Annotated in this window: 27 protein-coding genes and 1 other RNA gene; 12 read left to right on the forward strand and 16 right to left on the reverse strand. The window is 59.1% G+C overall.

Features of this window, described 5'->3' with window-relative positions; all coding sequences use genetic code 11:
• Positions 1-58: 58 nt before the first annotated feature.
• Positions 59-155: signal recognition particle sRNA small type (gene ffs, locus ABJN75_RS13395), an RNA gene on the reverse strand.
• Positions 156-250: 95 nt separating this feature from the next.
• On the opposite strand from ffs, the gene ABJN75_RS13400 reads away from it, so the two are divergent.
• Positions 251-655, forward strand: coding sequence for an HIT family protein (locus tag ABJN75_RS13400; RefSeq protein ID WP_348440090.1), 405 nt, complete (start codon positions 251-253; stop codon positions 653-655).
• Between the two features lie 3 nt (positions 656-658).
• A complete protein-coding gene (gene nudC / locus ABJN75_RS13405; protein ID WP_348440091.1) occupies positions 659-1621 on the forward strand; it encodes an NAD(+) diphosphatase in 963 nt (320 codons plus the stop codon).
• 22 nt (positions 1622-1643) lie between these two features.
• On the opposite strand, the gene ABJN75_RS13410 is transcribed toward nudC, so the two are convergent.
• Together ABJN75_RS13410 and ABJN75_RS13415 are read right to left on the reverse strand one after the other, a co-directional pair.
• Positions 1644-2528 carry a prephenate dehydratase gene (locus ABJN75_RS13410; RefSeq protein WP_348440148.1) on the reverse strand — a complete coding sequence of 295 codons (885 nt, stop codon included), beginning with the start codon at positions 2526-2528 and terminating at the stop codon, positions 1644-1646.
• Between the two features lie 29 nt (positions 2529-2557).
• Positions 2558-3304 (reverse strand): 3-deoxy-manno-octulosonate cytidylyltransferase, encoded by a 747-nt coding sequence (locus ABJN75_RS13415; RefSeq protein ID WP_348440092.1) that lies wholly within the window; start codon positions 3302-3304, stop codon positions 2558-2560.
• Positions 3305-3485: 181 nt separating this feature from the next.
• Between ABJN75_RS13415 and ABJN75_RS13420 the strand changes: the two genes are divergently transcribed.
• From ABJN75_RS13420 to ABJN75_RS13445, 6 genes are all read left to right on the forward strand, one after another.
• Positions 3486-4040 carry a cytochrome c family protein gene (locus ABJN75_RS13420; RefSeq protein ID WP_348440093.1) on the forward strand — a complete coding sequence of 185 codons (555 nt, stop codon included), beginning with the start codon at positions 3486-3488 and terminating at the stop codon, positions 4038-4040.
• A 167-nt stretch (positions 4041-4207) separates the two neighbouring features.
• Positions 4208-6013: an extracellular solute-binding protein gene (locus ABJN75_RS13425; RefSeq protein WP_348440149.1), complete on the forward strand. Its 1806-nt coding sequence runs from the start codon at positions 4208-4210 to the stop codon at positions 6011-6013.
• 159 nt (positions 6014-6172) lie between these two features.
• Positions 6173-7276 carry a microcin C ABC transporter permease YejB gene (locus ABJN75_RS13430; protein WP_348440094.1) on the forward strand — a complete coding sequence of 368 codons (1104 nt, stop codon included), beginning with the start codon at positions 6173-6175 and terminating at the stop codon, positions 7274-7276.
• A complete protein-coding gene (locus tag ABJN75_RS13435) occupies positions 7273-8424 on the forward strand; it encodes an ABC transporter permease (protein WP_348440095.1) in 1152 nt (383 codons plus the stop codon). Before ABJN75_RS13430 ends, ABJN75_RS13435 begins: the two co-directional genes overlap by 4 nt.
• Positions 8421-10070 carry an ABC transporter ATP-binding protein gene (locus tag ABJN75_RS13440; RefSeq protein ID WP_348440096.1) on the forward strand — a complete coding sequence of 550 codons (1650 nt, stop codon included), beginning with the start codon at positions 8421-8423 and terminating at the stop codon, positions 10068-10070. The genes ABJN75_RS13435 and ABJN75_RS13440 overlap by 4 nt, the downstream gene beginning before the upstream one ends.
• 8 nt (positions 10071-10078) lie before the next feature.
• The gene (locus ABJN75_RS13445; RefSeq protein WP_348440097.1) at positions 10079-11044 is read left to right on the forward strand and encodes a glyoxylate/hydroxypyruvate reductase A; all 966 of its coding nucleotides are present in this window, start codon (positions 10079-10081) and stop codon (positions 11042-11044) included.
• Positions 11045-11050: 6 nt separating this feature from the next.
• Here the strand turns inward: ABJN75_RS13445 and ABJN75_RS13450 are convergent, their stop codons facing one another.
• The 3 genes from ABJN75_RS13450 to ABJN75_RS13460 all read right to left on the reverse strand — a co-directional run bounded on the left by ABJN75_RS13450 (position 11051) and on the right by ABJN75_RS13460 (position 13743).
• The gene (locus tag ABJN75_RS13450; protein ID WP_348440098.1) at positions 11051-11911 is read right to left on the reverse strand and encodes an NlpC/P60 family protein; all 861 of its coding nucleotides are present in this window, start codon (positions 11909-11911) and stop codon (positions 11051-11053) included.
• A 1-nt stretch (position 11912) separates the two neighbouring features.
• Positions 11913-12275, reverse strand: coding sequence for a MarR family winged helix-turn-helix transcriptional regulator (locus tag ABJN75_RS13455; RefSeq protein ID WP_348440099.1), 363 nt, complete (start codon positions 12273-12275; stop codon positions 11913-11915).
• A 73-nt stretch (positions 12276-12348) separates the two neighbouring features.
• Positions 12349-13743: a leucyl aminopeptidase family protein gene (locus ABJN75_RS13460; RefSeq protein WP_348440100.1), complete on the reverse strand. Its 1395-nt coding sequence runs from the start codon at positions 13741-13743 to the stop codon at positions 12349-12351.
• A 143-nt stretch (positions 13744-13886) separates the two neighbouring features.
• Here ABJN75_RS13460 and ABJN75_RS13465 point away from each other — a divergent pair, with 143 nt between their 5' ends.
• Positions 13887-14702 (forward strand): tetratricopeptide repeat protein, encoded by an 816-nt coding sequence (locus ABJN75_RS13465; protein ID WP_348440101.1) that lies wholly within the window; start codon positions 13887-13889, stop codon positions 14700-14702.
• A 322-nt stretch (positions 14703-15024) separates the two neighbouring features.
• Here ABJN75_RS13465 and ABJN75_RS13470 read toward each other — a convergent pair whose 3' ends face one another.
• The 10 genes from ABJN75_RS13470 to ABJN75_RS13515 all read right to left on the reverse strand — a co-directional run bounded on the left by ABJN75_RS13470 (position 15025) and on the right by ABJN75_RS13515 (position 24571).
• A complete protein-coding gene (locus ABJN75_RS13470) occupies positions 15025-16038 on the reverse strand; it encodes a type II secretion system F family protein (protein ID WP_348440102.1) in 1014 nt (337 codons plus the stop codon).
• Positions 16039-16051: 13 nt separating this feature from the next.
• Positions 16052-17062 carry a type II secretion system F family protein gene (locus ABJN75_RS13475; RefSeq protein ID WP_348440103.1) on the reverse strand — a complete coding sequence of 337 codons (1011 nt, stop codon included), beginning with the start codon at positions 17060-17062 and terminating at the stop codon, positions 16052-16054.
• 12 nt (positions 17063-17074) lie between these two features.
• Positions 17075-18574: a CpaF family protein gene (locus ABJN75_RS13480; protein WP_348440104.1), complete on the reverse strand. Its 1500-nt coding sequence runs from the start codon at positions 18572-18574 to the stop codon at positions 17075-17077.
• Positions 18575-18600: 26 nt separating this feature from the next.
• A complete protein-coding gene (locus ABJN75_RS13485; RefSeq protein WP_348440105.1) occupies positions 18601-19887 on the reverse strand; it encodes a CpaE family protein in 1287 nt (428 codons plus the stop codon).
• 43 nt (positions 19888-19930) lie between these two features.
• On the reverse strand, positions 19931-20632 hold the full coding sequence (locus ABJN75_RS13490; protein ID WP_348440106.1) for a CpaD family pilus assembly lipoprotein: 702 nt from the start codon (positions 20630-20632) through the stop codon (positions 19931-19933).
• Positions 20633-20646: 14 nt separating this feature from the next.
• Positions 20647-22188, reverse strand: coding sequence for a type II and III secretion system protein family protein (locus ABJN75_RS13495; protein WP_348440107.1), 1542 nt, complete (start codon positions 22186-22188; stop codon positions 20647-20649).
• An 8-nt stretch (positions 22189-22196) separates the two neighbouring features.
• Complete coding sequence (gene cpaB, locus ABJN75_RS13500; RefSeq protein WP_348440108.1) at positions 22197-23006, reverse strand: Flp pilus assembly protein CpaB; 810 nt, start codon at positions 23004-23006, stop codon at positions 22197-22199.
• Between the two features lie 295 nt (positions 23007-23301).
• The gene (locus ABJN75_RS13505) at positions 23302-23817 is read right to left on the reverse strand and encodes a prepilin peptidase (RefSeq protein WP_348440109.1); all 516 of its coding nucleotides are present in this window, start codon (positions 23815-23817) and stop codon (positions 23302-23304) included.
• Positions 23818-23937: 120 nt separating this feature from the next.
• Positions 23938-24123 (reverse strand): Flp family type IVb pilin, encoded by a 186-nt coding sequence (locus ABJN75_RS13510; RefSeq protein WP_348440110.1) that lies wholly within the window; start codon positions 24121-24123, stop codon positions 23938-23940.
• A gap of 262 nt (positions 24124-24385) precedes the next feature.
• Positions 24386-24571, reverse strand: a complete 186-nt coding sequence (locus tag ABJN75_RS13515; RefSeq protein ID WP_348440111.1) for a Flp family type IVb pilin — start codon at positions 24569-24571, stop codon at positions 24386-24388.
• Between the two features lie 370 nt (positions 24572-24941).
• On the opposite strand from ABJN75_RS13515, the gene ABJN75_RS13520 reads away from it, so the two are divergent.
• The 3 genes from ABJN75_RS13520 to ABJN75_RS13530 all read left to right on the forward strand — a co-directional run bounded on the left by ABJN75_RS13520 (position 24942) and on the right by ABJN75_RS13530 (position 26741).
• Positions 24942-25355 (forward strand): pilus assembly protein N-terminal domain-containing protein, encoded by a 414-nt coding sequence (locus ABJN75_RS13520; protein ID WP_348440112.1) that lies wholly within the window; start codon positions 24942-24944, stop codon positions 25353-25355.
• 134 nt (positions 25356-25489) lie between these two features.
• On the forward strand, positions 25490-26119 hold the full coding sequence (locus ABJN75_RS13525; RefSeq protein ID WP_348440113.1) for a TadE/TadG family type IV pilus assembly protein: 630 nt from the start codon (positions 25490-25492) through the stop codon (positions 26117-26119).
• 49 nt (positions 26120-26168) lie between these two features.
• Positions 26169-26741, forward strand: coding sequence for a TadE/TadG family type IV pilus assembly protein (locus tag ABJN75_RS13530; protein ID WP_348440114.1), 573 nt, complete (start codon positions 26169-26171; stop codon positions 26739-26741).
• Positions 26742-26746: the final 5 nt, after the last annotated feature.

Here is a 26746-nt window from a genome sequence, read left to right on the forward strand (position 1 = left end):
GCACCCCGGTTGAAACCCGTCAATGACAGGGCCTGACATTTCGGGCGCGGGCGAAAGGGTGGGAGGCTGGCACGGTGACCCGTGCCGGGCTCGTTAGGGCTGCTTCCTTCCGGACCTGACCCGGTTGGCGAGTGGCTCGTCCACCACCAACCTCCCGCTTGCACATATCGTCAATCGGACAGGCAAAAGCAAGCCAACCACGAAAAAAACTGCTAGAGTCTTGATCCAACCCTGTCCGGCGGTCTTGCCCATGTCTGATTTTGTTCTCGATCCGCGCCTTGAACGCGATACCACGCTGGTGATGAAGCTGGGGTTATGCCAACTCCGGCTGATGCAGGACAGTCGCTGGCCCTGGGTGCTTCTGATACCTCAAAGGAGTGGCATTTCGGAAATTTTCGAAATGACGCCGCTGGACCAGACGATGCTGACCTTTGAAACCGCCATCACTGCCAAGGCACTGAAACAGGCATCGGCGTGCCTGAAAATCAATGTCGGAGCCCTTGGCAATCAGGTGCACCAATTCCATCTTCACATCATCGCACGCAACGAGGGCGATCCGGCCTGGCCCGGACCGGTCTGGGGTCATGGCGAAGCCAAGCCCTGGGACCGGGATGCCCGCAACGACTTTACCAAAAGACTTCTCGAGGCACTCTAATCCATGACTTTTTCCCTGTTTGACCATGACGCTCCTCATGGCGAGGCTAGCCGTCTGGTCGCGTTTTCATCCAACCGGCTTGACCGCCGGTCAGAGCACCGCAACGAAAACGAACTGGGCGATGCGCGCAATGATCCGGCAACGCGTTATTTCGCCATCACGCAAGGCCGGTTGGCAATGCGCATCAACGGTGAAGCGCCGCAGGGGCTGCTCGAGGCTGCCGACATCTCCGCGATGCAGCCGCACGACGCGGATGCGGTGCTGATTGGCTGGGACGCGGCCGACGCGGCCCGCATTGCCATCCCCGTCGGAATTGCGCCTGACGACCTGCCGGAGCCGTTCAAGGCCATCGACACCCGCTCGGTTTACCGTCAGGCACTGATGGACGAGGAAACTCTCGGCGCCTATGCGCAAGGCACCAGTCTGGTTTCCTGGGCACTTGCCAACAGGTTTTGCGGTGCTTGCGGCGGGTCCATGACGCCTGAATCGGGCGGTTACCGGCGGCGTTGCACGGTGTGCGACCATGTGGTGTTTCCACGAACCGACCCGGTCGCCATCATGCTGACGATTGATGAGGCGAGCGATCGCTGTCTGCTTGGCCGCAGTCCGCATTTTCCTCCCGGGATGTACTCCTGCCTGGCCGGGTTCATCGAACCAGGTGAAACCATGGAGGATGCGGTCCGGCGTGAAACGCTCGAGGAATCCGGCATCAAGATCGGCCGCGTGCGATACCACGCCAGCCAGCCCTGGCCGATGCCGCATTCACTGATGATCGGGGTCTATGCCGAAGCCCAAAGCCTGACGATTGACCGCGATACTGCCGAGCTTGAGGATTGCCGCTGGTTTGACCGCGGCGAGACCGAGGCCATGCTGGCCAATGTCCTGGGCGAGGACAAGGCCTCGGCGCCGCCGCCAGGCGCCATCGCTCACCGGCTGATGCGCGACTGGCTGGATTGGGACCGGTAGGGTACGGACAACCTGAAGCGTCTCAGCCTTCGGCCTCCTGGGCATGTGACCCGTTTTGCGCCAGTCTGAACGGATGGGCCGGATAGACGCCCAGAATCCGCAACTCCTTGGAGAAAAAGGCGAGTTCATCCATCGCGCGGGCCACCGGCGCCTCGTCCGGATGGCCCTGAATATCGGCGTAAAACTGGGTGGCGAAGAACTTGCCGCCGATCTGGTAGCTTTCCAGCTTGGTCATGTTGACGCCATTGGTGGCAAAGCCGCCCATCGCCTTGTAGAGCGCCGCCGGGATATTGCGTACCCGAAAGACAAATGTGGTCACGACCACTTCGTCCGCCACCGGGCGCGGCGGTATGTTTGCCTCACGCGACAGCACCACAAAGCGGGTGACATTGGTCTCGGTGTCCTCGACATTTTCCTCAAGGATATCGAGACCATAGAGTTCAGCCGCCAGACTTGGCGCAAGTGCTGCCATGGTTCGGTCGTTGCTCTGCGAGACAAGTCTGGCGGCGCCGGCCGTGTCGCCGGCCACCACAGCCTTCCAGCGATTGGCGCGCACCACCTTGCGGCACTGGCCCACTGCGTGGACATGACTGTGCACCGTACGGATTTCGGACCGGTCGACGCCGGGCAATGCCATCAACTGGAAATGGATCGGCATGAAATATTCGCCGACGATGTGCATCCGCGATTCAGGCAACAAATGATGAATATCGGCCACCCGCCCCGCGATGGTGTTTTCGATCGGGATCATGGCCAGATCCGCCTCGCCCTGCTCAAGCGCGATGAACGCGTCCTCGAATGTGGCGCAGGGCAATGGCTCCATGTCGGCAAACATGTCGCGGCAGGCCATATCGGAATTTGCGCCAAACTCACCCTGAAAGGCGATGCGATTGGTGGAAGCTGTCATCATGAATGTCCGTGTTGAGGGATGCGCGTTTATTTCGGTGCCAGAATTTGGCGGGCGCGTTCCAGATCGGCGGGAGTATCGACACCGAGAGGAACGGAGTCAACGATTGCAACATCGATGCGCATACCATCTTCAAGCGCCCGCAACTGTTCAAGTGATTCGCGCCTCTCGAGGGTTGAGGCAGGTAGCGAGACGAAGCGCTCCAGCGCCGATCGTCGCCAGGCATAAAGCCCGATGTGGTGATACAGCGGCCCCTCACCGTAAGGCGCGGTGGTGCGGGTGAAGTAAAGCGCGCGCAACAGCCGCTCGCCAATAGGCGTGCCGATGACCTTGACGATGCTCGGATTGGTTTTCTCCGCCTCGTCGGTAATCTCGACCGCCAGCGTGGCAAGATCAGCCGGCGACCCCGCCAGCGGCATCGCCGCGCGGCGAATGGCTTCCGGCTCAATGGCGGGAATATCTCCCTGCACATTGAGAATTATCCGGGCTTGTCCATCGGGGTCCATCTTCCGGGCTGCCTCGAAAACCCGGTCCGATCCGGACTGATGGTCATCGCGGGTCATGACCGCCTCGAACCCCGCGGCCTCAACCGCATTGGCGATTTCAAGCGAATCAGTCGCCACCGCCACCCGTCCGATATCAGCAAGCATCGCCTGGCGCGCCACCCTGACCACCATGGGTTCGCCACCAATATCAGCAAGCGGTTTTCCAGGCAGTCGGGCCGACGCCAGGCGGGCTGGAATGATGACGAGCGTGGGCTCTTGAGCGTGGGCCATCTGGGTTCTGTTCCTCGGTTGGGCGGCGCAAGTGACGACAAATGTCAAAAAGTCTCACTGCCACTGTTACAAACGGTGTTGCAACGATCCTGCAAAAGACATAGGTTCCGCGCGATTTCAAGACTGGTTCGGATATTGCGGGAAACTGGGCGGAAGCCGGACTGAAACGGAGCGACGGAACATGAACTCTTCATATCTCAACTCTGCAGCAGGCGCCTTTTTGGGCATTCTGTTTGTCGTGATGACTCTCTCGATCGTTTCGGAGGGGATCTATGAAGCACCGGTACCGGAAACCGAAGGCTTCATGATCGAAGTTGCCGAAGGCGGCGGCGAAGCAAGCGCACCTGCCGAAGAGGCTGCACCCGAAGAGATTGCGCCTCTGCTCGCAAGCGCCGATGCGGCCAAGGGTGAGACAGTGTTCAAGAAATGCGCTGCGTGCCACACCAACGACGCGTCAAACGCCAACAAGGTCGGGCCCGGCCTGTGGAACATTGTGAACCGGCCGGTCGCCGCGCACGAGGGGTTCAAATACTCCGGTGCCATGACCGAATTCTCGCAGGGCGGTACGGTTGTCTGGGATTACCAGCATCTGAGCGAATTCCTCGCTGCTCCGAAGAAGCACATCCCCGGCACCGCAATGGGCTTCGCCGGACTTAAAAAGATTGACGATCGCGCGAATCTCATCGCCTATCTCCGCACAGTGGGCGATACGCCGGCGCCGCTTCCGGGCGAATAAATCGCGAGACAGATGAGACTGAAGCCGGGTTCACGCCCGGCTTTTTTCGTATTTTCGCGCAGTTTTTCGCGTCAGGCCCTGCAAGTGCGGCGGAACTGGCCTATTCTCCCCCGAAGCCATTTTTCCCAGGAGGACCCGCACCGATGATCACCCGCATTGCCCGTTTCATGATGGCGTCTGCCGCATTGATCATGTTTGCCTCCGCATTGATGGCGCAGGAACCCGTGTGGCGGCATGCCACATTGATGATTGGGGAACCGAAATACCCAGAAGGGTTTGCCCGGTTTGACTATGCGAACCCGGACGCCCCCAAGGGCGGCACATTGAGATTGTCGGAGGAAGGCACGTTCGACAGTTTCAACCCTATTCTGACCAAGGGCGAACAGGTGGCCGGACTTTCCCTGGTGTTCGACACGCTGATGAAATCGGCCGAAGACGAGGTCTCCACATCTTACGGATTGCTCGCCGAAAGCATCTCCTTTCCCGAAGATATTTCAAAGGCCACGTTCCGGTTGCGTGCGGAAGCAAGATGGGCTGATGGCGAGCCGGTGACACCGGAGGATGTTGTCTTCAGCTTCACCAAGGCCAAGGAACTCAATCCGCTGCAGGCCAACTATTACGCCCACGTGGTCTCCGCCGAAAAGACCGGGGACCGCGATGTGACGTTCGTGTTTGACGAGAACAACAACCGCGAACTGCCGCAGATCCTCGGTCAAATCCTGGTTTTTCCGAAGCATTGGTGGGAGGCAAAGGACAAGGATGGCAACACGAGGGATATCGGTCGCACCACCCTGGAACCGGTGATGGGCTCCGGACCGTACCGGATTGCCTCTTTCACCGCCGGATCGACGATCCGTTACGAATTGCGCGAGGATTACTGGGGCAAGGATCTGAACGTCAATGTCGGGCATAACAATTTCGGCGGGATCGAGTATGCCTATTTCACCGACGCCAATGTCGAGTTCGAAGCCTTCCGTGCAGGCAAAATCGATTTCCGGCAGGAAAATTCCGCCAGCAAATGGGTCACCGCCTATGATTTCCCCGCTGTCGAGACAGGAGAAATCAAGCGTGAGGAAATCGAGAATCCGCTCCGCGCTGTCGGCATCATGCAAGCCATGGTGCCGAATATCCGCCGGGACAAGTTCAAGGATATACGGGTCCGCAAGGCGCTCAATTTCGCCTTCGATTTCGAAGACCTCAACCGCAACCTGGCTTTTGATGCCTTCGAACGGATCGACAGCTATTTCTGGGGCACAGAACTTGCCTCGTCTGGCCTTCCCGAGGGCCGGGAGAAGGAAATCCTCGAGGGGATGAAGGACAAGGTTCCGCCGGAAGTGTTCACCACTTCCTATACCAACCCGGTCAGTGGAGATCCGCAGAAGGCCCGTGCCAACCTGCGGCAGGCCCTGACCCTGTTCAAGGAAGCGGGCTATGAACTGAAGGGCACGCAACTTGTCGATTCCCGCACAGGCGCACCGTTCGAGATCGAGATCCTGCTTTCCAGTCCTTCATTCGAACGGTCGGTGCTGCCCTATGTCAGCAGCCTGAAGAAAATCGGCGTCGCCGCAAGGATCCGTACCGTCGATGCCTCGCAATACACCAACCGGGTGCGAAGCTTCGACTACGACATGATCTGGGCGGTATGGGCGCAATCGCTGAACCCGGGCAACGAGCAGGCAGGCTACTGGGGTTCGGACTCGGTAGAACGCGAAGGATCAAGGAATTACGCGGGCATAGCGGATCCGGCGATCGACGAATTGATCAGGATGGTGATCTTCGCGCAGGACCGCGAGGAACAGGTAGCCGCAGTTCGGGCCCTCGACCGGGTGCTTCTGGCCCATCACTACGTGGTCCCGCTGTTTTACAGCAATGCCGTCAAGGTGGCCTACCGCAGCACACTCGCACGTCCCGGGGAACTGCCGTATTACGGGCTTGGATTCCCGGAAATATGGTGGATGAACGCGGCTCAATGACGCTATTTCGACCTTGCACCATCATCGACATTCGATTCTGTATGAAGGACGGGCGAATCAGCCGGAAGCTGGTTTTTCCGGCTTGAAGGATTTGAGATTGACTACATCATCACGGACCGAAGGCGGCCAAATCGCCAAGAACAAGCGGATTGAAGCCTGATGGGCGTCTATATTTTCCGTCGTCTGCTTTTGATGATCCCGACCATCATCGGCATCATGGCGATTTCGTTTGCGGTGATCCAGTTTGCTCCGGGCGGACCGGTGGAGCAGGTCATCGCGCAGTTGACCGGTCAGGGCGATTCGGCAATCGACCGGATTGCCGGCGGCGGTGACACGGTTGGCAGCGCCCAGCAGGATTTTGGCGATTCCGTCTCGTCGCAATATCGCGGTGCGCAGGGACTCGATCCGGAATTCATCGCCAAGCTGGAAGCCCAGTTCGGCTTCGACAAGCCGCCGCTCGAACGCTTCGGTCTGATGATGTGGAACTATATCCGTTTTGATTTCGGAGAGAGTTATTTCCGCAGCATCGATGTGATCGACCTGATCGCGGAGAAAATGCCGGTCTCGATCTCGCTCGGCGTCTGGATCCTGCTGTTGTCCTACATCATCTCGATACCGCTGGGGATCAAGAAGGCGGTGTCGGACGGCTCGCGGTTCGATGTGTGGACATCCGGTCTCATCATCATCGCCTATGCGGTGCCGGGTTTTCTGGTCGGCATCCTGTTGATCGTGATGTTTGCCGGGGGATCGTTCTTTGACTGGTTTCCCTTGCGCGGACTGACCTCGGACAATTTCGCCGAACTGAGCCTGTTTGGAAAGATCGTCGACTATTTCTGGCATCTGGCGCTGCCGCTGATCGCGCTTTCACTCGCCGCCTTCGCCACCACGACGCTGCTGACCAAGAATTCGTTCATCGACGAAATCCGCAAGCAATATGTCACCACCGCACGGGCCAAGGGATTGACGGAAAGCCAGGTGCTCTACCGGCATGTGTTCCGCAATGCGATGCTGATCATCATTGCCGGCTTTCCCGGTGCATTCATTTCAGCCTTCTTTTCCGGGTCGCTGCTGATCGAGACGATTTTCTCGCTCGACGGTCTGGGCCGGCTCGGTTTCGAATCGGTGATCAAGCGGGATTACCCGGTGGTGTTTGCCACGCTGTTCATCTTTTCACTGATGGGACTGGTGGTGGGACTGATCTCCGACCTGGTTTACACCTGGGTCGATCCGCGCATCGACTTTGAAAAGAGGGATGTCGGATGAGCACCGCGGCTTCCACACTCTCGCCGGCCTATGATGCGAACGGCAGGCCGAAAGGCTGGCTGTCGCCGACCAACAAGCGACGCTGGGCCAATTTCAAGGCGAACCGGCGCGGCTACTGGTCACTGTGGATTTTCCTGTTCCTTTTCATCGCCAGCCTGCTGGCCGAGTTCATTGCCAATGACCGACCCATCCTGGCCTCCTACAAGGGCGAGATCCTCTACCCGGTGCTGGTTGATTATCCGGAGGAGAAATTCGGCGGGTTCCTGGCCCGTACCGATTACCGCGATCCGTTCATCCAGGACGAGATCAAGGCAAACGGCTGGCTGATCTGGCCGCCGATCCGCTACTCCTACACCACCGCCAATTCCTATATCCCGCACTCGGCGCCGACGGCTCCATTCTGGATGCTGGACAAGGAGACCCGCTGCTCCGCCTATCCGATGAAGGACGAGGATCCGGGATGTACGCTTGGCAACATGAACTGGCTCGGCACCGACGATCAGGCCCGCGACGTGACCGCGCGGATGATCTACGGGTTCCGGATATCGGTTCTTTTCGGGCTGACCCTGACCATTTTCTCTGCCGTGATCGGCATTGCCGCGGGCGCGGTCCAGGGCTATTTCGGCGGCTGGACCGATTTGTTGATGCAGCGCTTCATCGAGATCTGGTCGTCGATGCCAGTGCTCTACATCCTGCTGATCATCGCCGCAGTGCTGCCGCCAGGCTTCTGGATCCTGCTTGGAATCATGCTGCTGTTTTCCTGGGTGTCGTTTGTCGGCATCGTCAGGGCCGAGTTTCTGCGCGCGCGCAATTTCGAGTATGTCAACGCCGCCCGGGCGCTGGGCGTCGGCAATGGCACCATCATGTTCCGGCATCTTCTGCCCAACGCCATGGTGGCGACGCTGACCTTCCTGCCGTTCATCCTGTCGGGGTCGATCACCACACTGACCTCGCTCGACTTCCTCGGCTTCGGCCTGCCGCCGGGCTCGGCTTCGCTGGGTGAACTGATCGCGCAGGGCAAGCGCAACCTGCAGGCGCCATGGCTGGGGCTGACAGCATTCTTCACCATCTCGATCATGCTTTCCTTGCTGATCTTCATCGGCGAAGCGACCCGTGATGCCTTCGATCCGCGAAAGACATTTCGATGAGCGGCGCAAAGACGAAAAGCGATGATGTGCTGTTGTCGGTGCGCGATCTTTCGGTGGCGTTTCATCAGGGCGGCGAAAGCCACACGGCTGTCGACCATATCTCGTTTGAGATCCGGCGCGGCGAGACGGTGGCGCTGGTGGGCGAATCCGGCTCCGGCAAATCGGTTTCCGCGCTTTCCGTGCTCAAGCTGCTGCCATACCCGTCGGCAAGCCACCCGTCCGGCGAAATCCTGTTCAAGGGGCAGGATCTGCTCTGCGCGCCGGAGTCTCACATAAGGGATGTGCGCGGCAACGACATCACCATGATCTTCCAGGAGCCGATGACCTCGCTCAATCCGCTGCAATCGGTGGAAAAGCAGATTGCGGAGATTCTGCATCTGCACCAGGTGATCAAGCCGGACGAAGCCCGCCGGCAGGTGCTGGAACTGCTCACCCAGGTCGGCATCCGAGATCCCGAAACACGGCTGGCGTCTTATCCGCACCAATTGTCCGGCGGCCAACGGCAACGGGTGATGATCGCCATGGCGCTGGCCAACCGGCCTGAACTGCTGATCGCCGACGAACCGACAACCGCACTTGATGTCACCGTGCAGGCGCAGATCCTGGAACTGTTGCGCGATCTCAAGCATCAGCATGGCATGGCGATGCTGTTCATCACCCATGATCTGGGCATCGTGCGCAAATTCGCCGACCGGGTCTGCGTGATGACAGACGGCAAAATCGTCGAAACCGGCCCGACACGCGAAATCTTCGCCAATCCGCAGCATGCCTACACCAGGCATCTTCTTGCCGCTGAGCCCAAGGGCGAACCGCCCAAGCGCAAACCGGCAGCGCATGATGTGATGCGCGCCCAGGACATCAAGGTCTGGTTTCCGGTCAAGCAGGGTTTTCTCAGACGCACTGTCGACCACGTCAAGGCGGTGGACGGTCTGTCGCTCAAGCTGAAAGCCGGACAAACGTTGGGCGTTGTCGGAGAGTCAGGGTCGGGAAAGACAACGCTCGGGCTTGCGCTGATGCGGCTCATTCGCAGCGAAGGCGAAATCTTTTTCGAAGACCAGCCCCTGCATGCCCGGTCCTTCAAGGAGATGCGACCGCTCAGAAGTGCGATGCAGGTGGTGTTCCAGGATCCGTTCGGATCGTTGAGCCCGCGCATGTCGATCGCCGATATTGTCGGCGAGGGACTTGCCATTCATGCGCCTGATCTTTCCGCGCGCGAGCGCGACAGCCGTGTTGCCGGGGCGCTGGAGGAAGTGGGGCTCGACGCCGCCACCCGCTGGCGCTACCCGCACGAATTTTCCGGCGGTCAGCGCCAGCGCGTGGCGATCGCGCGGGCGATGGTGCTCAAGCCGCGCTTCGTCATGCTCGACGAGCCGACCTCGGCCCTGGACATGAGCGTTCAGGCGCAGGTGGTCGACCTGTTGCGGGAGCTGCAGGCGCGGCACAATCTGGCCTATCTGTTCATCAGCCACGATCTGAAGGTGGTGCGAGCGCTGGCCAATGATGTCATCGTCATGCGGGCGGGCAAAGTGGTTGAGCAGGGCACCGCCGACAAGATTTTCGATCATCCCGAAACGGACTATACCAAAGCGCTGATGGCCGCGGCATTCAACCTGGAAGCCGCAGACAGCGCCGTGGTCAGCGAATAGGCGGGTACATGACAGACAGTAACGGCAAAGGACGCGTGCTGCTTGCACTCACCGGCTGGGAACCCGAGGTCTGGATCAACGAGTTCGGCAAGGCCGCTCCGAATCGCCCGGTGGCACTTGAGCCGGAGGGTGAGGCGGATCCAGGCATCCATTACGCGGTGGTCTGGAAGCAACGTCCCGGCCTGCTGTCAAAGCTGCCGAATCTCAAGGCTATCTTCTCGCTCGGCGCCGGGGTTGATCATGTCTTTGCCGACACCAGCCTGCCGGATGTGCCGATCGTGCGCGTAGTATCTCCAGATCTGACCACACGAATGAGCGAATACGTCGTCTGGCAGGTGCTCGATCATCACCGCCTCGGCCCGCGCTACCGCGCACAACAGGCGGACCGGATCTGGGAGGAAGATCAAAATCAGAAAGCTGCCAGCGACATTACCGTGGGCATCATGGGTCTGGGTGAACTGGGCCGTGATGCGGCGTCCAAGCTTCGCATCATGGGCTTTAGCGTATCGGGATGGTCGCGGACGCAAAAGCAGGTCGAAGGCGTCAGCTGCCATGCGGGCGAGGATGGGCTCGGTGCATTCCTGGCATCTGCCGACATTTTCGTGGTGTTACTGCCCCTGACGCCCGAAACACGCGAAATCCTCAACCGTGATCTTTTCACGCGCATGAGCAAGCGTGGCCCGCTCGGTGCTCCTGTGCTGATCAATGCCGGACGCGGCGGATTGCAGAACGAGGCAGACATTCTCGCAGCGCTGGATGAGGGACTGCTTTCGGCGGTGACGCTGGATGTGTTTCAGCAGGAACCGCTTGATCCCGAAAGCCCATTCTGGACCCATCCGAAGGTGACGATCACACCGCATGCAGCCGCCGCATCAATGCCGCACTCGCTGATCGAGCCGATGGCGCGCCAGATGGATGCCTATGAACGCGGGGAACCGCTGATCAATCTGGTTGACCGAAAAGCCGGTTACTAAGCCGGTTTAGGGACGTCGATAGGCAGTTGGCATACCGTAGAGCTTGGCTATGCGGTCTATCGCCTCCTGCAGCGGCTCGCGCGTCACATACATGGTTCCGCCCGAAGCGTGCAAAAGCGTATGCTCGTCTTCCAGGAAACCGACATGGCCTTTCCAGAACACCAGATCACCGCGTTGCAAGCCATCGCGAGAGGGATCAATTTCGACACCCAGACCTGCGGCCTGCTGGTCTGAATCGCGCGGCGCCGGTTTCCCGGTCATGGTCAGCGCCATCTGGACCAGACCCGAGCAATCAATACCGAAACCGGAGCGCCCGCCCCACAGATAGGGAGTGTTGAGAAACCTGGTGGCGACGGCCACCGCGTCTTCAGCGGCGGCCACCCCGACCGGCCGCAAATGCGCGGCAATCATCGCCGTGCCATCTTCCAGAATCGCATATGCCGTGCCTCTGGTTTCAGCCGCTCCGGCTACCTTCACCAGGCTGCCCATCGACAAGGTGGCGGTGTACGGGAACCGCAGATCCGGACCCGGATAGACAAAACTGCGTGGCACCGAGACAATATGGGTGGCGGAATTGGCACCCTCCCCGAGGGCGTCCTCGCGGACATATCCCACGTAACCGTCGGCTTCCATCTGCACCCACGCCCAGCCGTCAGACCTGTCAAAAACTCTCACTGTCTCGCCAAATAGCGCCTGGGTGTCGATCCCTGATTCGGACTCGGGCCTGGCGCTGACATGCACCACAGGAACGCTCACATGTGCCAGCGCGCCTTCGATGTAGCGGTCGGCCGTCACCTGCCCCTTGAGCCGGATATCGGCAAGATCCGGCCGGTAGGCATGGGATCGGCGGTCCAGAGTCGCGGTCATGCTAGGTTCCCTCCGCTGACGACAGTTTCCGCCCTTCGGCGATGATGATGTCACCGATTTTCTCGACAAAAAGCGCGCCTTCAACCGTGCGCTTGATGATGACGTTACGCCGGTCACGGTCATCGCGCACCCGGCGAACCAATCCCATATGTCCCATCGTATCCAGCGCCCTGGTGATCACTGGCTTGGTCACGCCGAGCGTGGCGGCGAGCCCGCGCACAGTGTGCGGCGGAGGCGCGAGATATATGTGCAACAGGATCGCCAACTGCCTGATGGTCAGGTCCGGCCCGATGACACGAACATGTTCGAGCGTGGCGGCATGCCACAATCCGAGCGCGTCGGATGGCCGGAGGTCAAGAGGCATCGCTCACGCCTTGTCGTTTCGGTTCCGTTTTACATTGACCGAAACAACGGAGCGGCGCAAGCCGCCTGCTTTGTCAGGCAGGGTGCCTTTTGCTGATCACATCAAACAAGGCCCGTATCCCCTGCGCTTCGCCGCCGACCGGCGCGTGCGGCTTGTCTTTGGGCGACCAGGCGAAGATATCGAAATGGGCCCAGCTGGTTTGCGCCGTCACAAAGCGTTTGAGAAACAGCGCCGCGGTGATCGACCCGGCAAAGCCGCCCGAGGGGGCGTTTGTCAGGTCGGCGATTCTGGCTTTGACATCGGCTTCATAGGGCTTGTAGAGCGGCATCCGCCAAAGTGGGTCGACAACCGCATTCGACGCCATCGCCAGATCTGCGGCCAGTGCTTCGTCATCGGTGTAAAACGGCGGCAAATCGGGGCCGAGCGCCACCCGCGCGGCACCGGTCAGTGTCGCCATGTCAACAAGCAGGTCCGGATTGTCCTCACAGGCATAGGTCAGCGCATCGGCCAGAACCAGCCGGCCCTCGGCGTCGGTGTTGTCGATCTGGACGGTCAACCCTTTGCGGCTGGTCAGCACATCTCCGGGCCGGAACGCGGACGCCGAGATGGAATTTTCAACCGCCGGGATCAGCACACGCAGGTCGACGGGCAGCTTGGCATCCATGATCATCAACGCCAGCGCCATGACGTTGGCGGCGCCGCCCATGTCCTTTTTCATGTTCAGCATCGAGCTGGCTGGCTTGATGTCGAGCCCGCCGGTGTCGAAACAGACGCCCTTGCCAACCAGGGTCAATTTCGGCTCACCCGTCTTTCCCCAGCGCAACTCAAGCAGGCGCGGCGCCTGCTCTGCTGCGCGGCCAACCGCATGGATCATGGGGAAGCCTCCGGAGATCAGGTCGTCACCCACAATGGCGCTGACCTCAGCCTTGTAATGCTCGGCCAATCCCCGCAAAGCCGCCTCCAGCGCTTCCGGCCCCATGTCGTTGGCCGGCGTGTTGACCAGATCTCGTGCAAGCCCAACAGCCGCGACCGTGCGTCTGATGGCGTCAGCATCCGCATCCGCAGGAATTGCCAGGCGCGGTCCTTCCGGTGTCTGTTTGCGGTAGCTTTCGAACCGGTAGGCCCCCATGCCAAAGGCCAGTGCCATGACCGATCCGGATATCGGCGAGGTTTCTATATGCCAATCACCCTTTGGCAGGACGCGCGCGAGCTTGCCGCCAATGAAAGGATGGCATTCAGCCTCATCACCAAGACCGAACAACGCTCCTGCCAGCTTGCCGTCGCGATCAGGCGCGAGCAGCACGGTCCCTTCCGCAGCCGTGAAACCGGCTGATCTCGCCCAAGCAAGCGCAGTCTTGTCAATATTTCCGCTGTCAATATCCGCCCTGGACACGGCCCATACGGGCAGACTCTGGCTCGACATCGCGGCAAAGGGGGAGGGGCGATTGGTATGGCTGTAGGGTGACATTGGTTCTCCTTGGATCCTCCGCGGCCGGCAAACCGGGAATCAGTCGTTAACTCTTGATTAGGGTTAACAGATTATTGCTTGAGCGAAGACTGTGGCGCCATCCGTGCCGGACGCCACGACACACACTTATCGGGATCAGGCCTATGTCAGCGACCCAAACACGCCCAACTCTCTCACGACAGCTGCTCGGCGCGGCTTGTATCGCCGCCCTCGGGCTTTCGCTCGCGGGGTGCGCGTCCAAGAGCCGGCTCACCACCGGATCAATTCCGGCGATGAACAAGCCGCTTGAGCGCATGAACACGACTGAACTGCATTCCGCTGCCAACAGCATCGGCAGAGCCTATGACAAGAACCCCAAAGACGCAGCAGTGGGAATGAAATACGCGTCCGTCCTGACCATGGGCGGCCGCGCGGAACAGGCATTGGCCGTGATGCAGCAGGTGGCAATCCACAACCCCACCGATCGAACGGTGCTCGCGGCCTATGGCAAGGCGCTGGCAGGTGCAGGCCAGTTCGACAAGGCGCTCGATGCAATCCAGCGGGCGCAGACCCCGGATCGTCCGGACTGGCAGCTGCTGTCCGCCGAAGGAGCCATCCACGACCAGATGGGCGACCCCGCCACGGCGCGCGCACGCTACCGCAAGGCGCTCGACCTGCAGCCCAATGAACCCTCTATCCTGTCCAATCTCGGCATGTCCTACGTGCTTCAGGGCGACCTGAAGACAGCTGAATCCTATCTCGCCTCCGCCGTTCGGCAGCCGGGCGCGGACAGTCGTGTTCGCCAGAACCTGGCACTTGTCGTTGGCCTTCAGGGCCGCTTCGCCGAGGCCGAGAAAATAGCCAGCGCCGAAATTTCCGCCGAACAGGCAGGCGCCAATGTGACCTACCTGCGAGCCATGCTGACCCAGCAAAACGCCTGGAACAAGCTCAAGGATTCGGATCGCAAAAACACCAATTGAGCCCTGCCGGCGCGTTCCCCCCGGTTCCGGGCGTTTTACTCTCATGACGAAAACCGCGCCGGGCTGCTTTCCTTCATGGGATATCTGACCGGCGCCAATTCCGGCGCTTCCAGCCAGAGAGAACAATCGGCGCCGAGCTGATTTGCGCTCAGAGCCCGGGACCAGAACCAAAGCCTTCGCGGGGAAAGCACCCGGCTCCGCAATTCCTCAACCCAACACAAAAATCGTAAGACTGTGCCGGCGAATGCCTGCAAGGCAGGCTTCACTTGGGCTTTTGCCAAAATGAAGCCTGAAGAGCGTGGCGAATTCGCGTCTGATATATTTATTTCGGCACGCCGCCGGAGAAATTGTCCATGACCTGGATCGCCGCCGGCCCGAGGATCACGCCGATAAGCACCGGCAGAAAGAACAGGATCATCGGGACAGTCAGTTTCGGCGGCAGCGCAGCAGCCTTTTTCTCAGCTTCCGTCATGCGTTGATCGCGGCTTTCCTGGGCAAGAACGCGCAACGCCTGTGCTATGGGGGTGCCGTAGCGTTCCGATTGAATCAACGCCTGGGTCACCGATTTCACGGCGTCCAGGCCGGTTCTGCTGCCCAGGTTTTCAAACGCCACGCGACGATCCTGAAGATAGGACAGTTCAGCAGTTGTCAGCACGAACTCCTCGGCCAGCGCGGGTGACTGTACGGCGATTTCCTCGGCCACCCGCTTCATCGCGGCCTCGATGGAGACACCCGATTCAACACAAATCAACATAAGATCAAGGGCGTCGGGCCAGGCCAGCCTGATCGATGCCTGACGTTTCTTGGACTGATTGGAAACAAACAGGTTGGGTGTGTAAAACCCGATATAGGCCCCGACAATGCAAGCCAGCATGCGTACGGTAAACGGCTTGTCGGTCAGGTTCTCGAGCACGAAGACGTAAACGATGGAGCCGGAGAGAAAGATGAACGGCAGGACGAACCGCGCCAACAGGAACATGTTGAGCGCGTTCTGGGTGCGGTAACCGGCGGCACGAAGCTTGGCGATGGTGGCATCGTCAGCCAACGCGTTTTTCAAATTGAGCTGCTCGACGATACCGCGCACGGAGGCATTGTTGTGGGACCGCAAGCCGGCGCTCTTTTCACTGGCGCGCGCCTGTTCGGCGTTGAGGCGGGCGCGCTCCCTGGCGCGGATTTCATCGCGTTCAAGGGCGGCAGATTTCATGCGTGCGTCGAGGTCGCCGCGTTCGAAATAGGGCGCCATGAGGGTGAACAATGTGGCGAAGACCGCCACCGACACCAGGATGGGAACCAGATACGCCGGATCAGTGAGGGAAGACGCGATATCAGATAACATGGTTGATCCGTCCCTAAATGTCGAAATTGATCATGTTGCGCATCACCATGATGCCGATAGACATCCAGATCGCCGAAGCACCGAGAATGAGATGGCCGCGGCTGTCGGTGAAGAGAATCGTGATGTATTCGGGCGAGGTGAGATAGACCAGCGTCGCCACAATGAAAGGCAGAGCTCCAATGATGGCCGCGGAGGCCTTGGCCTCCATCGACATCGCATTGATCTTGCCCTTCATTTTCTTGCGTTCACGCAACACCTTGGACAGATTGCCAAGCGCTTCGGAGAGGTTACCGCCGGCCTGAGCCTGAATGGCAATCACGATAGCGAAAAAATTTGCCTCCGACAGCGGGATGCGGCTGTAAAGCCGCGCACAGGCATCAGGAACGTTCAATCCCATCTGCTGGGCTTCGACTATGCGTTTGAACTCGGTACGGACCGGTTCCTGCCCTTCCGCCGCGATCATCCGGATTGCGTCGTTCAGCGGCAGGCCTGATTTGATGGACCTGACCATGATATCAAGCGCGTTGGGAAACTCGCCAAGGAACGCTTTCATCCGGCGGCTGCGCAGGAAGCCGATGATCCAGCGCGGCAGACCCGCTCCACAAATGACCATCACACCGCCGGCAACAAAGAGGCTGCCATAGGCGACAAAGGCCATGAGGCCGGCAATCAGGCCGAGACACAGGGAGAAAATATAAAACTGCCTGACTGAAATGCCCAAGCCGGCCTGGGCGATCCTGTCCTTCAGCGGGGGCGACTTGCGCCGGTCATTTTCCTTGTGTTTCTCTTCCAGCGTCTTCAGGGATTCCTGAACGGATTTGCGCCGCTTGTTGACTTCGGTGAGCCTGTCGCGCGCCGCCGTTGCCTTGGACCGGTCGGTTTCAGCCGCCTTGACCCGCTTGACGCGGCTTTCCGCCTTTCGATCGACCTCGATCCGGCTGTAGAGTACGCCATACCCCAGCGCGCCGGCTGAAAGCGCAGCCAGGCCGATGATGGCAAGTACGACTGTATCCACACCAAACACGCGGTTTTCTCCTTACGAGGTCATTTTTTCCATGGCGTCGAGCGACGCGGCCAGACGCTTGTCCTCACCGTAGTAGCGGGCACGATCCCAGAAATGCGGTCTGCCGATACCGGTGGAGCGGTGTTGGCCGATGATGTTGCCGTTGGCATCTTCGCCGGTCATGTCATATTTCATCAGATCCTGGGTGATGATCACGTCACCTTCCATGCCGATGACTTCGGTAATGTGGGTGATGCGGCGCGAGCCGTCACGCAGACGGGCCGCCTGAATGACCACATCCACCGAACCGGAGATGATTTCGCGCACCGTCTTGGCCGGCAGGGTAAACCCGCCCATGGCAATCATGGATTCCATGCGGCTCAGACACTCACGCGGACTGTTGGCGTGGATGGTGCCCATTGAACCGTCATGGCCGGTGTTCATGGCCTGCAAGAGGTCAAACACCTCAGGTCCGCGCACCTCACCGACGATGATTCGCTCGGGGCGCATGCGAAGGCAGTTCTTGACCAGGTCGCGCATGGTGATTTCGCCCTCACCCTCGATGTTGGGCGGACGCGTTTCAAGCCGCACCACATGTGGCTGCTGCAGCTGAAGCTCGGCGGAGTCTTCGCAGGTGATCACCCGCTCGTCAGTGTCGATATAGGCCGTCAGACAGTTCAGCAGCGTGGTCTTGCCGGAGCCGGTACCGCCTGAAATCACCACGTTGCAGCGCACCCGTCCGATGATCTGCAGCACCGCAGCGCCCTCGGGAGTTATCGCGCCGAACTTGACCAGCTGATCGAGCGTCAGCTTGTCCTTCTTGAATTTACGAATGGTCAGCGCTGTGCCGTCAATCGCCAGGGGTGGAGCAATCACGTTGACACGTGAACCGTCGGGAAGGCGGGCATCGCAGATCGGACTTGATTCATCGACGCGGCGGCCGACCTGACTGACGATACGCTGACAAATCGACAACAGCTGGCTGTTGTCGCGGAAACGGACATCGGTTTCCTGCACCTTGCCGGAGACTTCGATGTAGGTCTTGCCGGCGCCATTGACCATGATGTCGGCGATGTCGTCACGTGCCAGCAACGGCTCCAGCGGGCCGTAGCCCAGGACATCGTTGCAGATATCGTCAAGCAGCTCTTCCTGCTCGGCGATCGACAATGCGAAATTCTTGATCGTGATGATATCATTGACGATATCGCGAATTTCCTCGCGGGCGCTTTCGGCGTCAAGCTTGGCCAGTTGCGAAAGGTCGATGGTGTCAATCAGAGCCGAGAAAACCTGACTCTTGGTATCGTAATAGGCTTCATTGCGGGACGATTTGCGTTTGGCCGGCGGCTCCTCCCGGCGCGGGGCGGCCTGTGGCGCGGATTTGGCAGCAGGCGGCGCGGCCACCGGGGCGGCGGCCGGCGCTGACACCTTGGGTTCCGGCGCGGAAGCATCCCGGGTTTCGGCATGGACGAGAGGTCTGGCCACCGGGGCGGCCGGCGGCTTGCCTGATCCATCGTTGCTGCGTTTGCCGAACATGTTGTGTTCCACTCCAGACTTACAGTTTACTTGCGACCCAGCAGGCCCATCAGAGACGACAATCCGGCTTTCTTCCGCTTTTTCACTTCGGCTCTGCCGGTGACGACATGGGCGATTTGAGACAGCGATTCGGCGACCGGCGATTTGGCCGAGGATTCGCCAATCATGAGACCGGAATTGGCCGCTTCGCCAAACAGCGTCGCATCGAAGGGAATGATGGCAAGGGGTTCGATTTCAAGCGGATCGCAAAACACGTCAGGAGCGATTTCCGGACGCTTGGCCATTCCGACCTGGTTAAGGACCAGCAATGGCTGACGATCATTGGGCCGCAGTTTGCGCAGCGTATCGAACAGGTTCTTGGTATTGCGCAAATTGGCGAGATCCGGGGTCGCGGTCACGACAATCTCGTCTGCCGCGCAAAGCACCTTCCGGCTCCAGTCGGTCCACACATGCGGCAAATCGATCACCGAAACCGGCGCATTGCGCTGAATGATGTCCATGATCGGGAGAAACACGTCGCCGGCGAAATCGTAGGTCCGGTCCAGCATCGACGGCGCGGCGAGCATGGACAAGTGTTCCGAGCATTTGGTCAGCAACCGGTCCAGGAAGACTTCATCCAGACGATCGGGTGAGAAAACCGCTTCGGCAATGCCTTGTGTCGGATCGTTGTCGAAATTCAGGTTTGCCGTTCCAAACGCAAGATCGAGATCGGCCAGAATGACTTCGCTGGAGAACAGGCTCGAAATACTCCACGCGCAATTGTGCGCAAGTGTAGACGAGCCGACACCGCCTTTGGCACCGACAAAGACGATCGAACGTCCGAGCGGTGCGGCGTCGGGATCGACGAAGATGGTGGAAATCACCCCGATCACATCGGCCATCGAAACCGGCGCGACGATATATTCCGACACACCATTGCGGACCAGTTCGCGGTACAGGGAGACGTCATTGACGTGGCCAACCACCACCACTCTGGTATCCGGGTCACACACACCGGCAAGATCGCCGAGCTCTTCGAGCAATGTCTGTGCGTCGGCTCGGGTTTCGAGAATAAGCAGATTGGGGGTCGGTGAGCCTGCGAACATATTGGCGGCGGCTGAAACCCCGCCGGAATTGATCCGCAGATTGACCTTGGCCATGCGCCTGTCCTGGGAACAGCGCTCCATGGTCTTTGCCAAGCCCTCCGATTCGACGAAGGCATGTACCGAGATTCGGGGCAGCGGGCGGATTCGATCAAAATCGCCGCGCTCGGGGGCCGGATCTCCCTGCTCGGGCTGCTTTTCCTGTTCAATCTCGTAATCAAGGTTGGTCATTGACGTTGTCCTGCTTCAAAGGGCGCGTGGCGGGTCATTGGGCTCATTCGCCTACAAGGCCCGCGCCGCTTGCTCTATAAGTCTCGATCACCGCCGAGCGCCGCTCTGCGTCGATCGATGTCATGCCTCGCGGCGCAATAAGGTCTCCGGGATTGGCGATCTGCGCGGCCAGATTGTTCTGCGTCGCGCAACCGAAGTTGGCGTAATGCTTGTTTTCCGTTGAGTTGGCGAGCACGTCTTCGGGCCAGCGGCCGCACTCATTGGTGGACGCTGTAATGGCCATGAATGCGATGCGGATCGGCGCCGCGTCATTCGGCGAGGACACATGATAGGGCGAGGAAAGAATGCGATCGCCGGGAATGCCTTCCTCGCGCAGCACATCGGCAACCTGGCTTGAGAGCACCGACGCCGCGCCGGCATTGGCGGAGCCTACGGGAACCATGATGCGGATGACGCCGGATGCGCTTGACTGATAGTTATTTGCCGCACCGCGAACGGTTTCCCGCATCGAAATGGTGAGTTTGCGGTCACCGGTCGAGACCGGAAGGTCGACGGTGCGCTCCTTTTCCGCCACGATGATGGGATGATTGGTGCGGTAGTCATCCGGAACGGCACCCACGGTAACGCTGCGGCCGGGCCAGCCCGCGCAACCAGACAGCAGCGAGACAGCAATCAGCAGAGGGGCAACTGCAGCCCTGAACGGATAAAGATCAGGATTTGCGGGAACTGGGATCTTGCTCGACATTGTTAGATTCCTGATCATTTGTAGATGAAGCCGACGACGCCGTGATATCGACCGGGTGGCAGCTTGGTTTCCATCCGGCCATAGACGCGGTTCACCTTGCCCAGAAAGAAGCCAGCGCCGTCACCGGCCGCATTGAAATTGTCGTCCGGCCGAGCGAGTTCGTTACGGGCAACCGGCTTGACAATGTAGGGGGTGGCAATGATGACCAGTTCGGTTTCATTGCGGACGAAATCACGGCTGCGGAAAAGCGTTCCGAAAATCGGGACCTTGGACAGTCCCGGATAGCCCGACATCGCCTGGCGAACGTCATCCTTGATCAGACCGGCAAGCACAATCGATCCGCCGGAAGGTAGCTCGACCGCGGTTTCCGCTTCACGTCGCTTGATGGAGAGGCGGGTCATTCCCGGACTGCCGCCAGCGCCTTGAACCGACGTTGACCCTTCGAATGTCGGCTCCGACACTTCGGTGAGCACTTTGAGTGATATGCGCCCGGGCGACAGCACAACCGGCGTGAAGTTCAAGCGTATGCCATACTCAACCTCGCGATCGGTATATGTTACCTTGCCGGTATCCTCATCGACCGTGACCTGATCGCGGAGCTGAAATTCGCCACCGACGTAGAACTTTGCGCTTTCCCCGGAAATGGCCGTCAGGCTGGGTTCGGCCAGGGTGCGCATCACGCCTGCCTGTTCCATTGCATTGACGTAGCCGCTGATGCTGGCCCCGCCAATGGTCTTGGCCAGCGAAGCATAGTTCAGGCCTGTCGACAGGGTCCCGAGATTGGCCGGATTGGAATTAACGAATGACGCCGAGCTTCCGGTGATGCTCGAATTGAATCCAAGCTGCTTGAGCACCTGCCGGCTGACTTCAGCAATGGTGACCTTGAGGGTCACCTGGTCTTCGCCATCAATCTTGAGCAAATTGACAATCTGGGATTTCTGGCGGTCCTCGGCGCTGATCGCGGCATCGCCGCCTTCGCTGGTCGCCGTGGTCACCCGTGTCGTTGCTTCACCGCCGGTGAGGAATATTTCAGCCAGCCTGGCTGCCTGAGCCGCATCCTGCGGAGTGCGCACCGAACCGGTAAGGACAATGTTGTCGGAAATGATTTCAACCTTGATGTCCGAATCGGGAAGGAACCGGGCGAGATGGGCCTGAAGGCCGGACACGTCGCGCTCGATTTCAAGATCGATGGCGACGATCTCTTCGCCGCTTGGGCCGAAAATGAAGATATTGGTCTGGCCGACCGTCTTGCCGAACAGGTAAAGCCGGCGCGAGGTGCGGGTAACCGCATCGGCAAGGCTGGGATCGGCGACCAGGATATCGTGAGCATCGGTGGGCAGATCAATCACGATGGCCTTGTTCAGACCCAGCTTGACCCGCTTGCTGACACCGGGACCGGTTTGTTTGATCTTGATGACGCTTTCAGATGCCTGCGCGGCGGATACAAACCGGCCGCTGGACGGATCCAGACCCAAGCCCGCGATCACGGCAGTACCTGCCAGAGCGATGGCTGCGATGGATGACAGGAGCGATTTTGCTTTATGACGCACGTTCATTCTCCGCTTCAGTTGGTGGCGCCAACTTTGGTTATGGTGCCGGAGCGGATCAGCTGGATGGCGGTGGTGCCGTCTTCGCCGCTCAGTAGGTATTTTGCACCGTCGCCGTCAGGTTCCTGAACGTCGGCGATGCTGCGCAAGGCAAGGGTCAACCGATCGGCCATCTGCTGCGCGACGGTAATGATCTTCGTTTGTTCGGGTGTCAGCTCAAGGGTCGCAGTGGTTCCAACCGCGGTGCGGTTGCCGTCCGCGTCTTCCTCGATGCGCTGATCAATCGCCAGAATCCGGATATTGGACAGAATGACCTCGGTGAGAAAGCCGTCGGCTCCGGATTTACGGCGAACCATGATGACATCCACACGGTCGTTGGGGAGGATGAAGCCACCGGCGCTGGTGGCGACGGATATCTCGGTGGCAACAGCGCGCTTGCCGGCAGGAAGCAGCGACGACATGATCCGGGAGGAAGAGTCGACGATTTTTTCGCGCCGGAGCGGCTCACCCGCAAAGATCGGCAGACGAACGACCGAACCGGTGAGTTCGGCTATCGCGTCAGGGCGGGTATCACGACGGATCAATCCTTCGATCACACCATCTTCGGGCCAGCCTTTCCACTGCATCGTCTCGTCGTTCAGGCGCGAGCCGACCGGCAGGCTGGAGGTTGTCACCAGCACATCGATGGTCGGCATCTTCTCGATGACCGGCGCGGAGGAGATTTCATTGACCTGCACAGTGGGAGAGGTCAGGTTCATGGCCAGATACCCGGCTAGACCTGCTGCCAGGACAGCCACTGCCATGATGACGACGCGGGCGGGTTTCATGCTGTTTCCTCAAACGAGTATTGGATACGCTCGCCGCAGCATGCATGTGCAATCGTGTAATTATGGTTAATAAGCCGGAAGCAAACAGGGTTAACGCAATATTGCCATGACAGGGGCAGCACACGGGCCCGGGTGGACCCCGATCGGCCCATCTCGCATCGAGGCATGGCGCGGGAAATGATTCACGGACCCGGCTTCGTCAAAAACGCAAAAACCGCCCACCAAAGCTGGCGAGCGGCATAGACAAGGACAAATCGTGGAGTGGGCGAGCCGAGGCGGCCACATGCCACGCTCGTTACAACAGCTGACTGAGCGCCTGCTTGAAAATTGCGGTGTCGGGATAGGTGGAGAATGCCGCCGCTCCGATTGCTACGCCATAGGGAATCCCGGCGCGATCCTTGAAGAAATGCATTGGAATAGGAATGGGCGAGATCAAAAGCACGTTCTGATTGGCGCGGATCATCAACACGAACAGCGCCAGAAAGCCGCCATATATTCCGGTGAAGCCAAGCAGTGCGACCAGATCAATGTTGAAGCCGTACCAGAGTGCGGCGGCGCTGAGGATCTTGGCGTCTCCACCACCCATTATATTGAGAGCGAACAAGGCGAAACAGCCGGCAAAAACACTCGCTGCCGCGACCAGAGACCACCCGAATGTGGCAAGATCCATGCCACTGAACGGAGCAACCACGAAGAAAGACACGGCCAGAATGACCGAAACGCGGTTCGGGATTTTCATCGAAATGATGTCGCAGAACGCCGCCATGGCTACGCAAAGCGGCAGAATGACAAAAATTGCGGCCTCGACCATGGGCTTGCTCCTGAATTTGATCCGAGATTAACCGGAAGTCCTTAAAAAACAGCAACGCGTCAAAAGAAAAGCCGCCCCGAAGAGCGGCTTTCAAAATTCGCATGACCATAAAGCCTGGGCTTATGGATTTATGGTTCCGGCGGTGTTCATCTTGTCCGACAGGCTTTGGAACTGGTCGTTCAGCGTGTTGCCCAGCGTGGTGGCGCCGGTGATGAGGGCAACCGAAATCAGAGCTGCAATGAGGCCATACTCGATTGCGGTGGCACCGGATTCGTCTTTGACGAAACGTTCAAAAAGGGTCTTCACGGGTTTGCTCCTTCAATCACTCGTGTTTTCAGCATTCCGCCAGCTCGTTCGGCTGGTCGGATGCGAAAAGAGTAAAAGAGGGCCTTTTCAAACCGCTTAAAAAACAAGGTTAGCAAACTCTTGTGCGGCGGATGATAGGATTTTGGTGAATGGGATGTAAACAGAAAGCCTGAACGACTGACGCGCGATAGATGCAAAACGGCAAAGAGAAAGCCGCCCCGAAGAGCGGCTTTCGAAATTCGAATGACCATAAAGCCTGGGCTTATGGATTTATGGTTCCGGCGGTGTTCATCTTGTCCGACAGGCTCTGGAACTGGTCGTTCAGCGTGTTGCCCAGCGTGGTGGCGCCGGTGATGAGGGCAACCGAAATCAGAGCTGCAATGAGGCCGTACTCGATTGCGGTGGCGCCGGATTCGTCTTTGACGAAACGTTCAATAATATTCTTCATGGGATACTCCTTAATCCACATAGTGGTTTCAGCACTCCGTCAACCGTTACCGTTGATCAGATGATGACAACCTACAGCGAGGTCTTTTCAATCTGCTTAAGGAAGGTGGTTAGCAAAATCTTGCCATGCCGCGGTTGCCCGATTGGTTAACAAGATCAACGTTCGCGATGGGCGTCCCGACCCCCGTGACTTTATAATAGGCGATATCCGACGGGCCTTCCCAGCGGCCAGTTGGCCGACAAAAATTGGTCGTCCGGGGGCAATTTCAAATCGGCTGCGGCGGATTTTCCCTCGATCCGGCTCTTCTTAAGGCTTCATTCACCAATCCGCGCGATTTTAGGGGCCATATCCGCAATCCCGAGGAAACGGCATGACCTACCCCATCCCTGTTCGACGCCGGCTTCTGCATGTCGCATGCGGCCTGGTTCTGGCGACAGTGTCGTCAACTCCGGTGCATGCCACGGAAGATGTCATCCGGGTGTTCATGGATCATGCGCGCATTCTCAAACTCGACCGTATGGTCAGCAAGGTCATTATCGGCAACGCCAATGTCGCCGATGTCACCGTATCGGATCCGCAGACAATCGTGCTCACCGGAAAATCCTACGGTACGACAAACCTTGTGATCCTCGACCAGGCCGGTGACGCTATCGTTGACGAGCGCATTCTGGTGTCTGTTGATGAAGCCAACACGCTGCGTGTCTTCAAACAGACCGCCCGATCGGTATACTCCTGCTCTCCGTCCTGCGAAGAGCACGTGACGACCACCACAGCCAGCCCCTGAATCCGGCTGGCGCGACGGCTACCGGTTAAGGTTTGATTAACCAGGCACCGCGTCTTGTCCGCGTTCGCGTTACGAAAATTCAACTAGTTTGTTCTAGCGTCGATCCTTGGCAATCCATGTCCGGGAGTCCGAAGATGAATCTCGACGATCAAGCAAATCGAAGGCAGCCGTCCCGGTGGCGGGTGCGGCGAATACTTGGCCATTTCCGGCGTTCGAAGGACGGAACCGCCGCTATCGAATTCGGCTTGCTGGCTTTTCCGTTTTTCCTTTTGATTTTCGCCACCATCGAGGCGTTCATTGCCTTTGCCGGTGAGCAATTGCTGGAAAATGCCGTCGACACCATGAGCCGGCAAGTCCGGACCGGTCAGATCACTTTCGGCCTGGGCCGCTCCACGGACCTGACAGCGGACCAGTTCCGCACCAAGTTCTGCGGCGAGATCAGCCTGATGATCACCTGCGCGGCCACCGAAGACCCTGATAACCAGAAGCTTTATCTCGACGTCCGGCAATTCGCGAGCTTTGCGGCCATTCCAAACTACATTCCAAAAACCAGCAACGACCAGTTCTCGGATCTGGATCCTACCGGTTTCGCCTACAGCCCCGGCGGGCCCAAGACCATCAATATTGTCCGGGCCTATTATCGTTGGGAAGTGACGACGGATCTGGTCAGGCCTTTCATCACGAACATCCGTAAGGATGGCGAAATGCCGCGTGACTACCTGATGGTCGCGACCGCCGCATTCCGCAACGAAAACTACCCGTGAGAGACGATCCGAACTTGGAAGCCGGCGGTAAACACAAGGGAACACGGTCATGACGGGAATACTGATTGGACTGAAACACGCAGCTTTGAAGCTTCGCGGAGACCGGTCAGGCGTCGGTGCGGTCGAATTTGCACTTATCGCGCCGGTTTTGATCGTTTTGTACATGGGGTCGCTGGAAGTTTCCGTCGCAATGTCGGTCAACAAGAAGCTGGCGCGCGCCACCAGCACCGTCGCCGACCTCGTGACCCAGGACGAGACCGTCAACAAGACCTTTCTCAAATCCATGTTCAATGTGGCGCAAAGCGTGATGACGCCATTCCGTTCGGATGGCATAAAGGTGAAGATCACCGGAATTTCGATCAACAATGCCGGTGTCGGCACGGCCTCATGGTCGTGGCAGGAAGACAATACGCGGCCCTACACTGTCGGATCCACGCAATCCCTGCCGGCCGATCTGGCGATCCCGGATACGTTTCTGGTGCGTACGGAGATCGAATTCGATCACGATCTGCTGCTGGTCATGCCGGGTATTCAGGACATCGACATGCGGACGATCCACATGAAGAAAACCTACCACCTTCGTCAGCGTGTCGGTAGCAGCGTGAGTTGTTCCGACTGTTAGGCAGC

The organism is Hoeflea sp., assembly GCF_039975035.1.
GTDB lineage: Bacteria > Pseudomonadota > Alphaproteobacteria > Rhizobiales > Rhizobiaceae > Hoeflea.

Excerpts from the sequence above, each read along its gene's own strand:
- ABJN75_RS13400 (WP_348440090.1), top strand. The coding sequence starts at position 251 with ATGTCTGATTTTGTTCTCGATCCGCGCCTTGAACGCGATACCACGCTG.
- nudC (WP_348440091.1), top strand. The coding sequence starts at position 659 with ATGACTTTTTCCCTGTTTGACCATGACGCTCCTCATGGCGAGGCTAGC.
- ABJN75_RS13410 (WP_348440148.1), bottom strand. The coding sequence starts at position 2,528 with ATGACAGCTTCCACCAATCGCATCGCCTTTCAGGGTGAGTTTGGCGCA.
- ABJN75_RS13415 (WP_348440092.1), bottom strand. The coding sequence starts at position 3,304 with ATGGCCCACGCTCAAGAGCCCACGCTCGTCATCATTCCAGCCCGCCTG.
- ABJN75_RS13420 (WP_348440093.1), top strand. The coding sequence starts at position 3,486 with ATGAACTCTTCATATCTCAACTCTGCAGCAGGCGCCTTTTTGGGCATT.
- ABJN75_RS13425 (WP_348440149.1), top strand. The coding sequence starts at position 4,208 with ATGATGGCGTCTGCCGCATTGATCATGTTTGCCTCCGCATTGATGGCG.
- ABJN75_RS13430 (WP_348440094.1), top strand. The coding sequence starts at position 6,173 with ATGGGCGTCTATATTTTCCGTCGTCTGCTTTTGATGATCCCGACCATC.
- ABJN75_RS13435 (WP_348440095.1), top strand. The coding sequence starts at position 7,273 with ATGAGCACCGCGGCTTCCACACTCTCGCCGGCCTATGATGCGAACGGC.
- ABJN75_RS13440 (WP_348440096.1), top strand. The coding sequence starts at position 8,421 with ATGAGCGGCGCAAAGACGAAAAGCGATGATGTGCTGTTGTCGGTGCGC.
- ABJN75_RS13445 (WP_348440097.1), top strand. The coding sequence starts at position 10,079 with ATGACAGACAGTAACGGCAAAGGACGCGTGCTGCTTGCACTCACCGGC.
- ABJN75_RS13450 (WP_348440098.1), bottom strand. The coding sequence starts at position 11,911 with ATGACCGCGACTCTGGACCGCCGATCCCATGCCTACCGGCCGGATCTT.
- ABJN75_RS13455 (WP_348440099.1), bottom strand. The coding sequence starts at position 12,275 with ATGCCTCTTGACCTCCGGCCATCCGACGCGCTCGGATTGTGGCATGCC.
- ABJN75_RS13460 (WP_348440100.1), bottom strand. The coding sequence starts at position 13,743 with ATGTCACCCTACAGCCATACCAATCGCCCCTCCCCCTTTGCCGCGATG.
- ABJN75_RS13465 (WP_348440101.1), top strand. The coding sequence starts at position 13,887 with ATGTCAGCGACCCAAACACGCCCAACTCTCTCACGACAGCTGCTCGGC.
- ABJN75_RS13470 (WP_348440102.1), bottom strand. The coding sequence starts at position 16,038 with ATGTTATCTGATATCGCGTCTTCCCTCACTGATCCGGCGTATCTGGTT.
- ABJN75_RS13480 (WP_348440104.1), bottom strand. The coding sequence starts at position 18,574 with ATGTTCGGCAAACGCAGCAACGATGGATCAGGCAAGCCGCCGGCCGCC.
- ABJN75_RS13485 (WP_348440105.1), bottom strand. The coding sequence starts at position 19,887 with ATGACCAACCTTGATTACGAGATTGAACAGGAAAAGCAGCCCGAGCAG.
- ABJN75_RS13490 (WP_348440106.1), bottom strand. The coding sequence starts at position 20,632 with ATGTCGAGCAAGATCCCAGTTCCCGCAAATCCTGATCTTTATCCGTTC.
- ABJN75_RS13495 (WP_348440107.1), bottom strand. The coding sequence starts at position 22,188 with ATGAACGTGCGTCATAAAGCAAAATCGCTCCTGTCATCCATCGCAGCC.
- cpaB (WP_348440108.1), bottom strand. The coding sequence starts at position 23,006 with ATGAAACCCGCCCGCGTCGTCATCATGGCAGTGGCTGTCCTGGCAGCA.
- ABJN75_RS13505 (WP_348440109.1), bottom strand. The coding sequence starts at position 23,817 with ATGGTCGAGGCCGCAATTTTTGTCATTCTGCCGCTTTGCGTAGCCATG.
- ABJN75_RS13515 (WP_348440111.1), bottom strand. The coding sequence starts at position 24,571 with ATGAAGAATATTATTGAACGTTTCGTCAAAGACGAATCCGGCGCCACC.
- ABJN75_RS13520 (WP_348440112.1), top strand. The coding sequence starts at position 24,942 with ATGACCTACCCCATCCCTGTTCGACGCCGGCTTCTGCATGTCGCATGC.
- ABJN75_RS13525 (WP_348440113.1), top strand. The coding sequence starts at position 25,490 with ATGAATCTCGACGATCAAGCAAATCGAAGGCAGCCGTCCCGGTGGCGG.
- ABJN75_RS13530 (WP_348440114.1), top strand. The coding sequence starts at position 26,169 with ATGACGGGAATACTGATTGGACTGAAACACGCAGCTTTGAAGCTTCGC.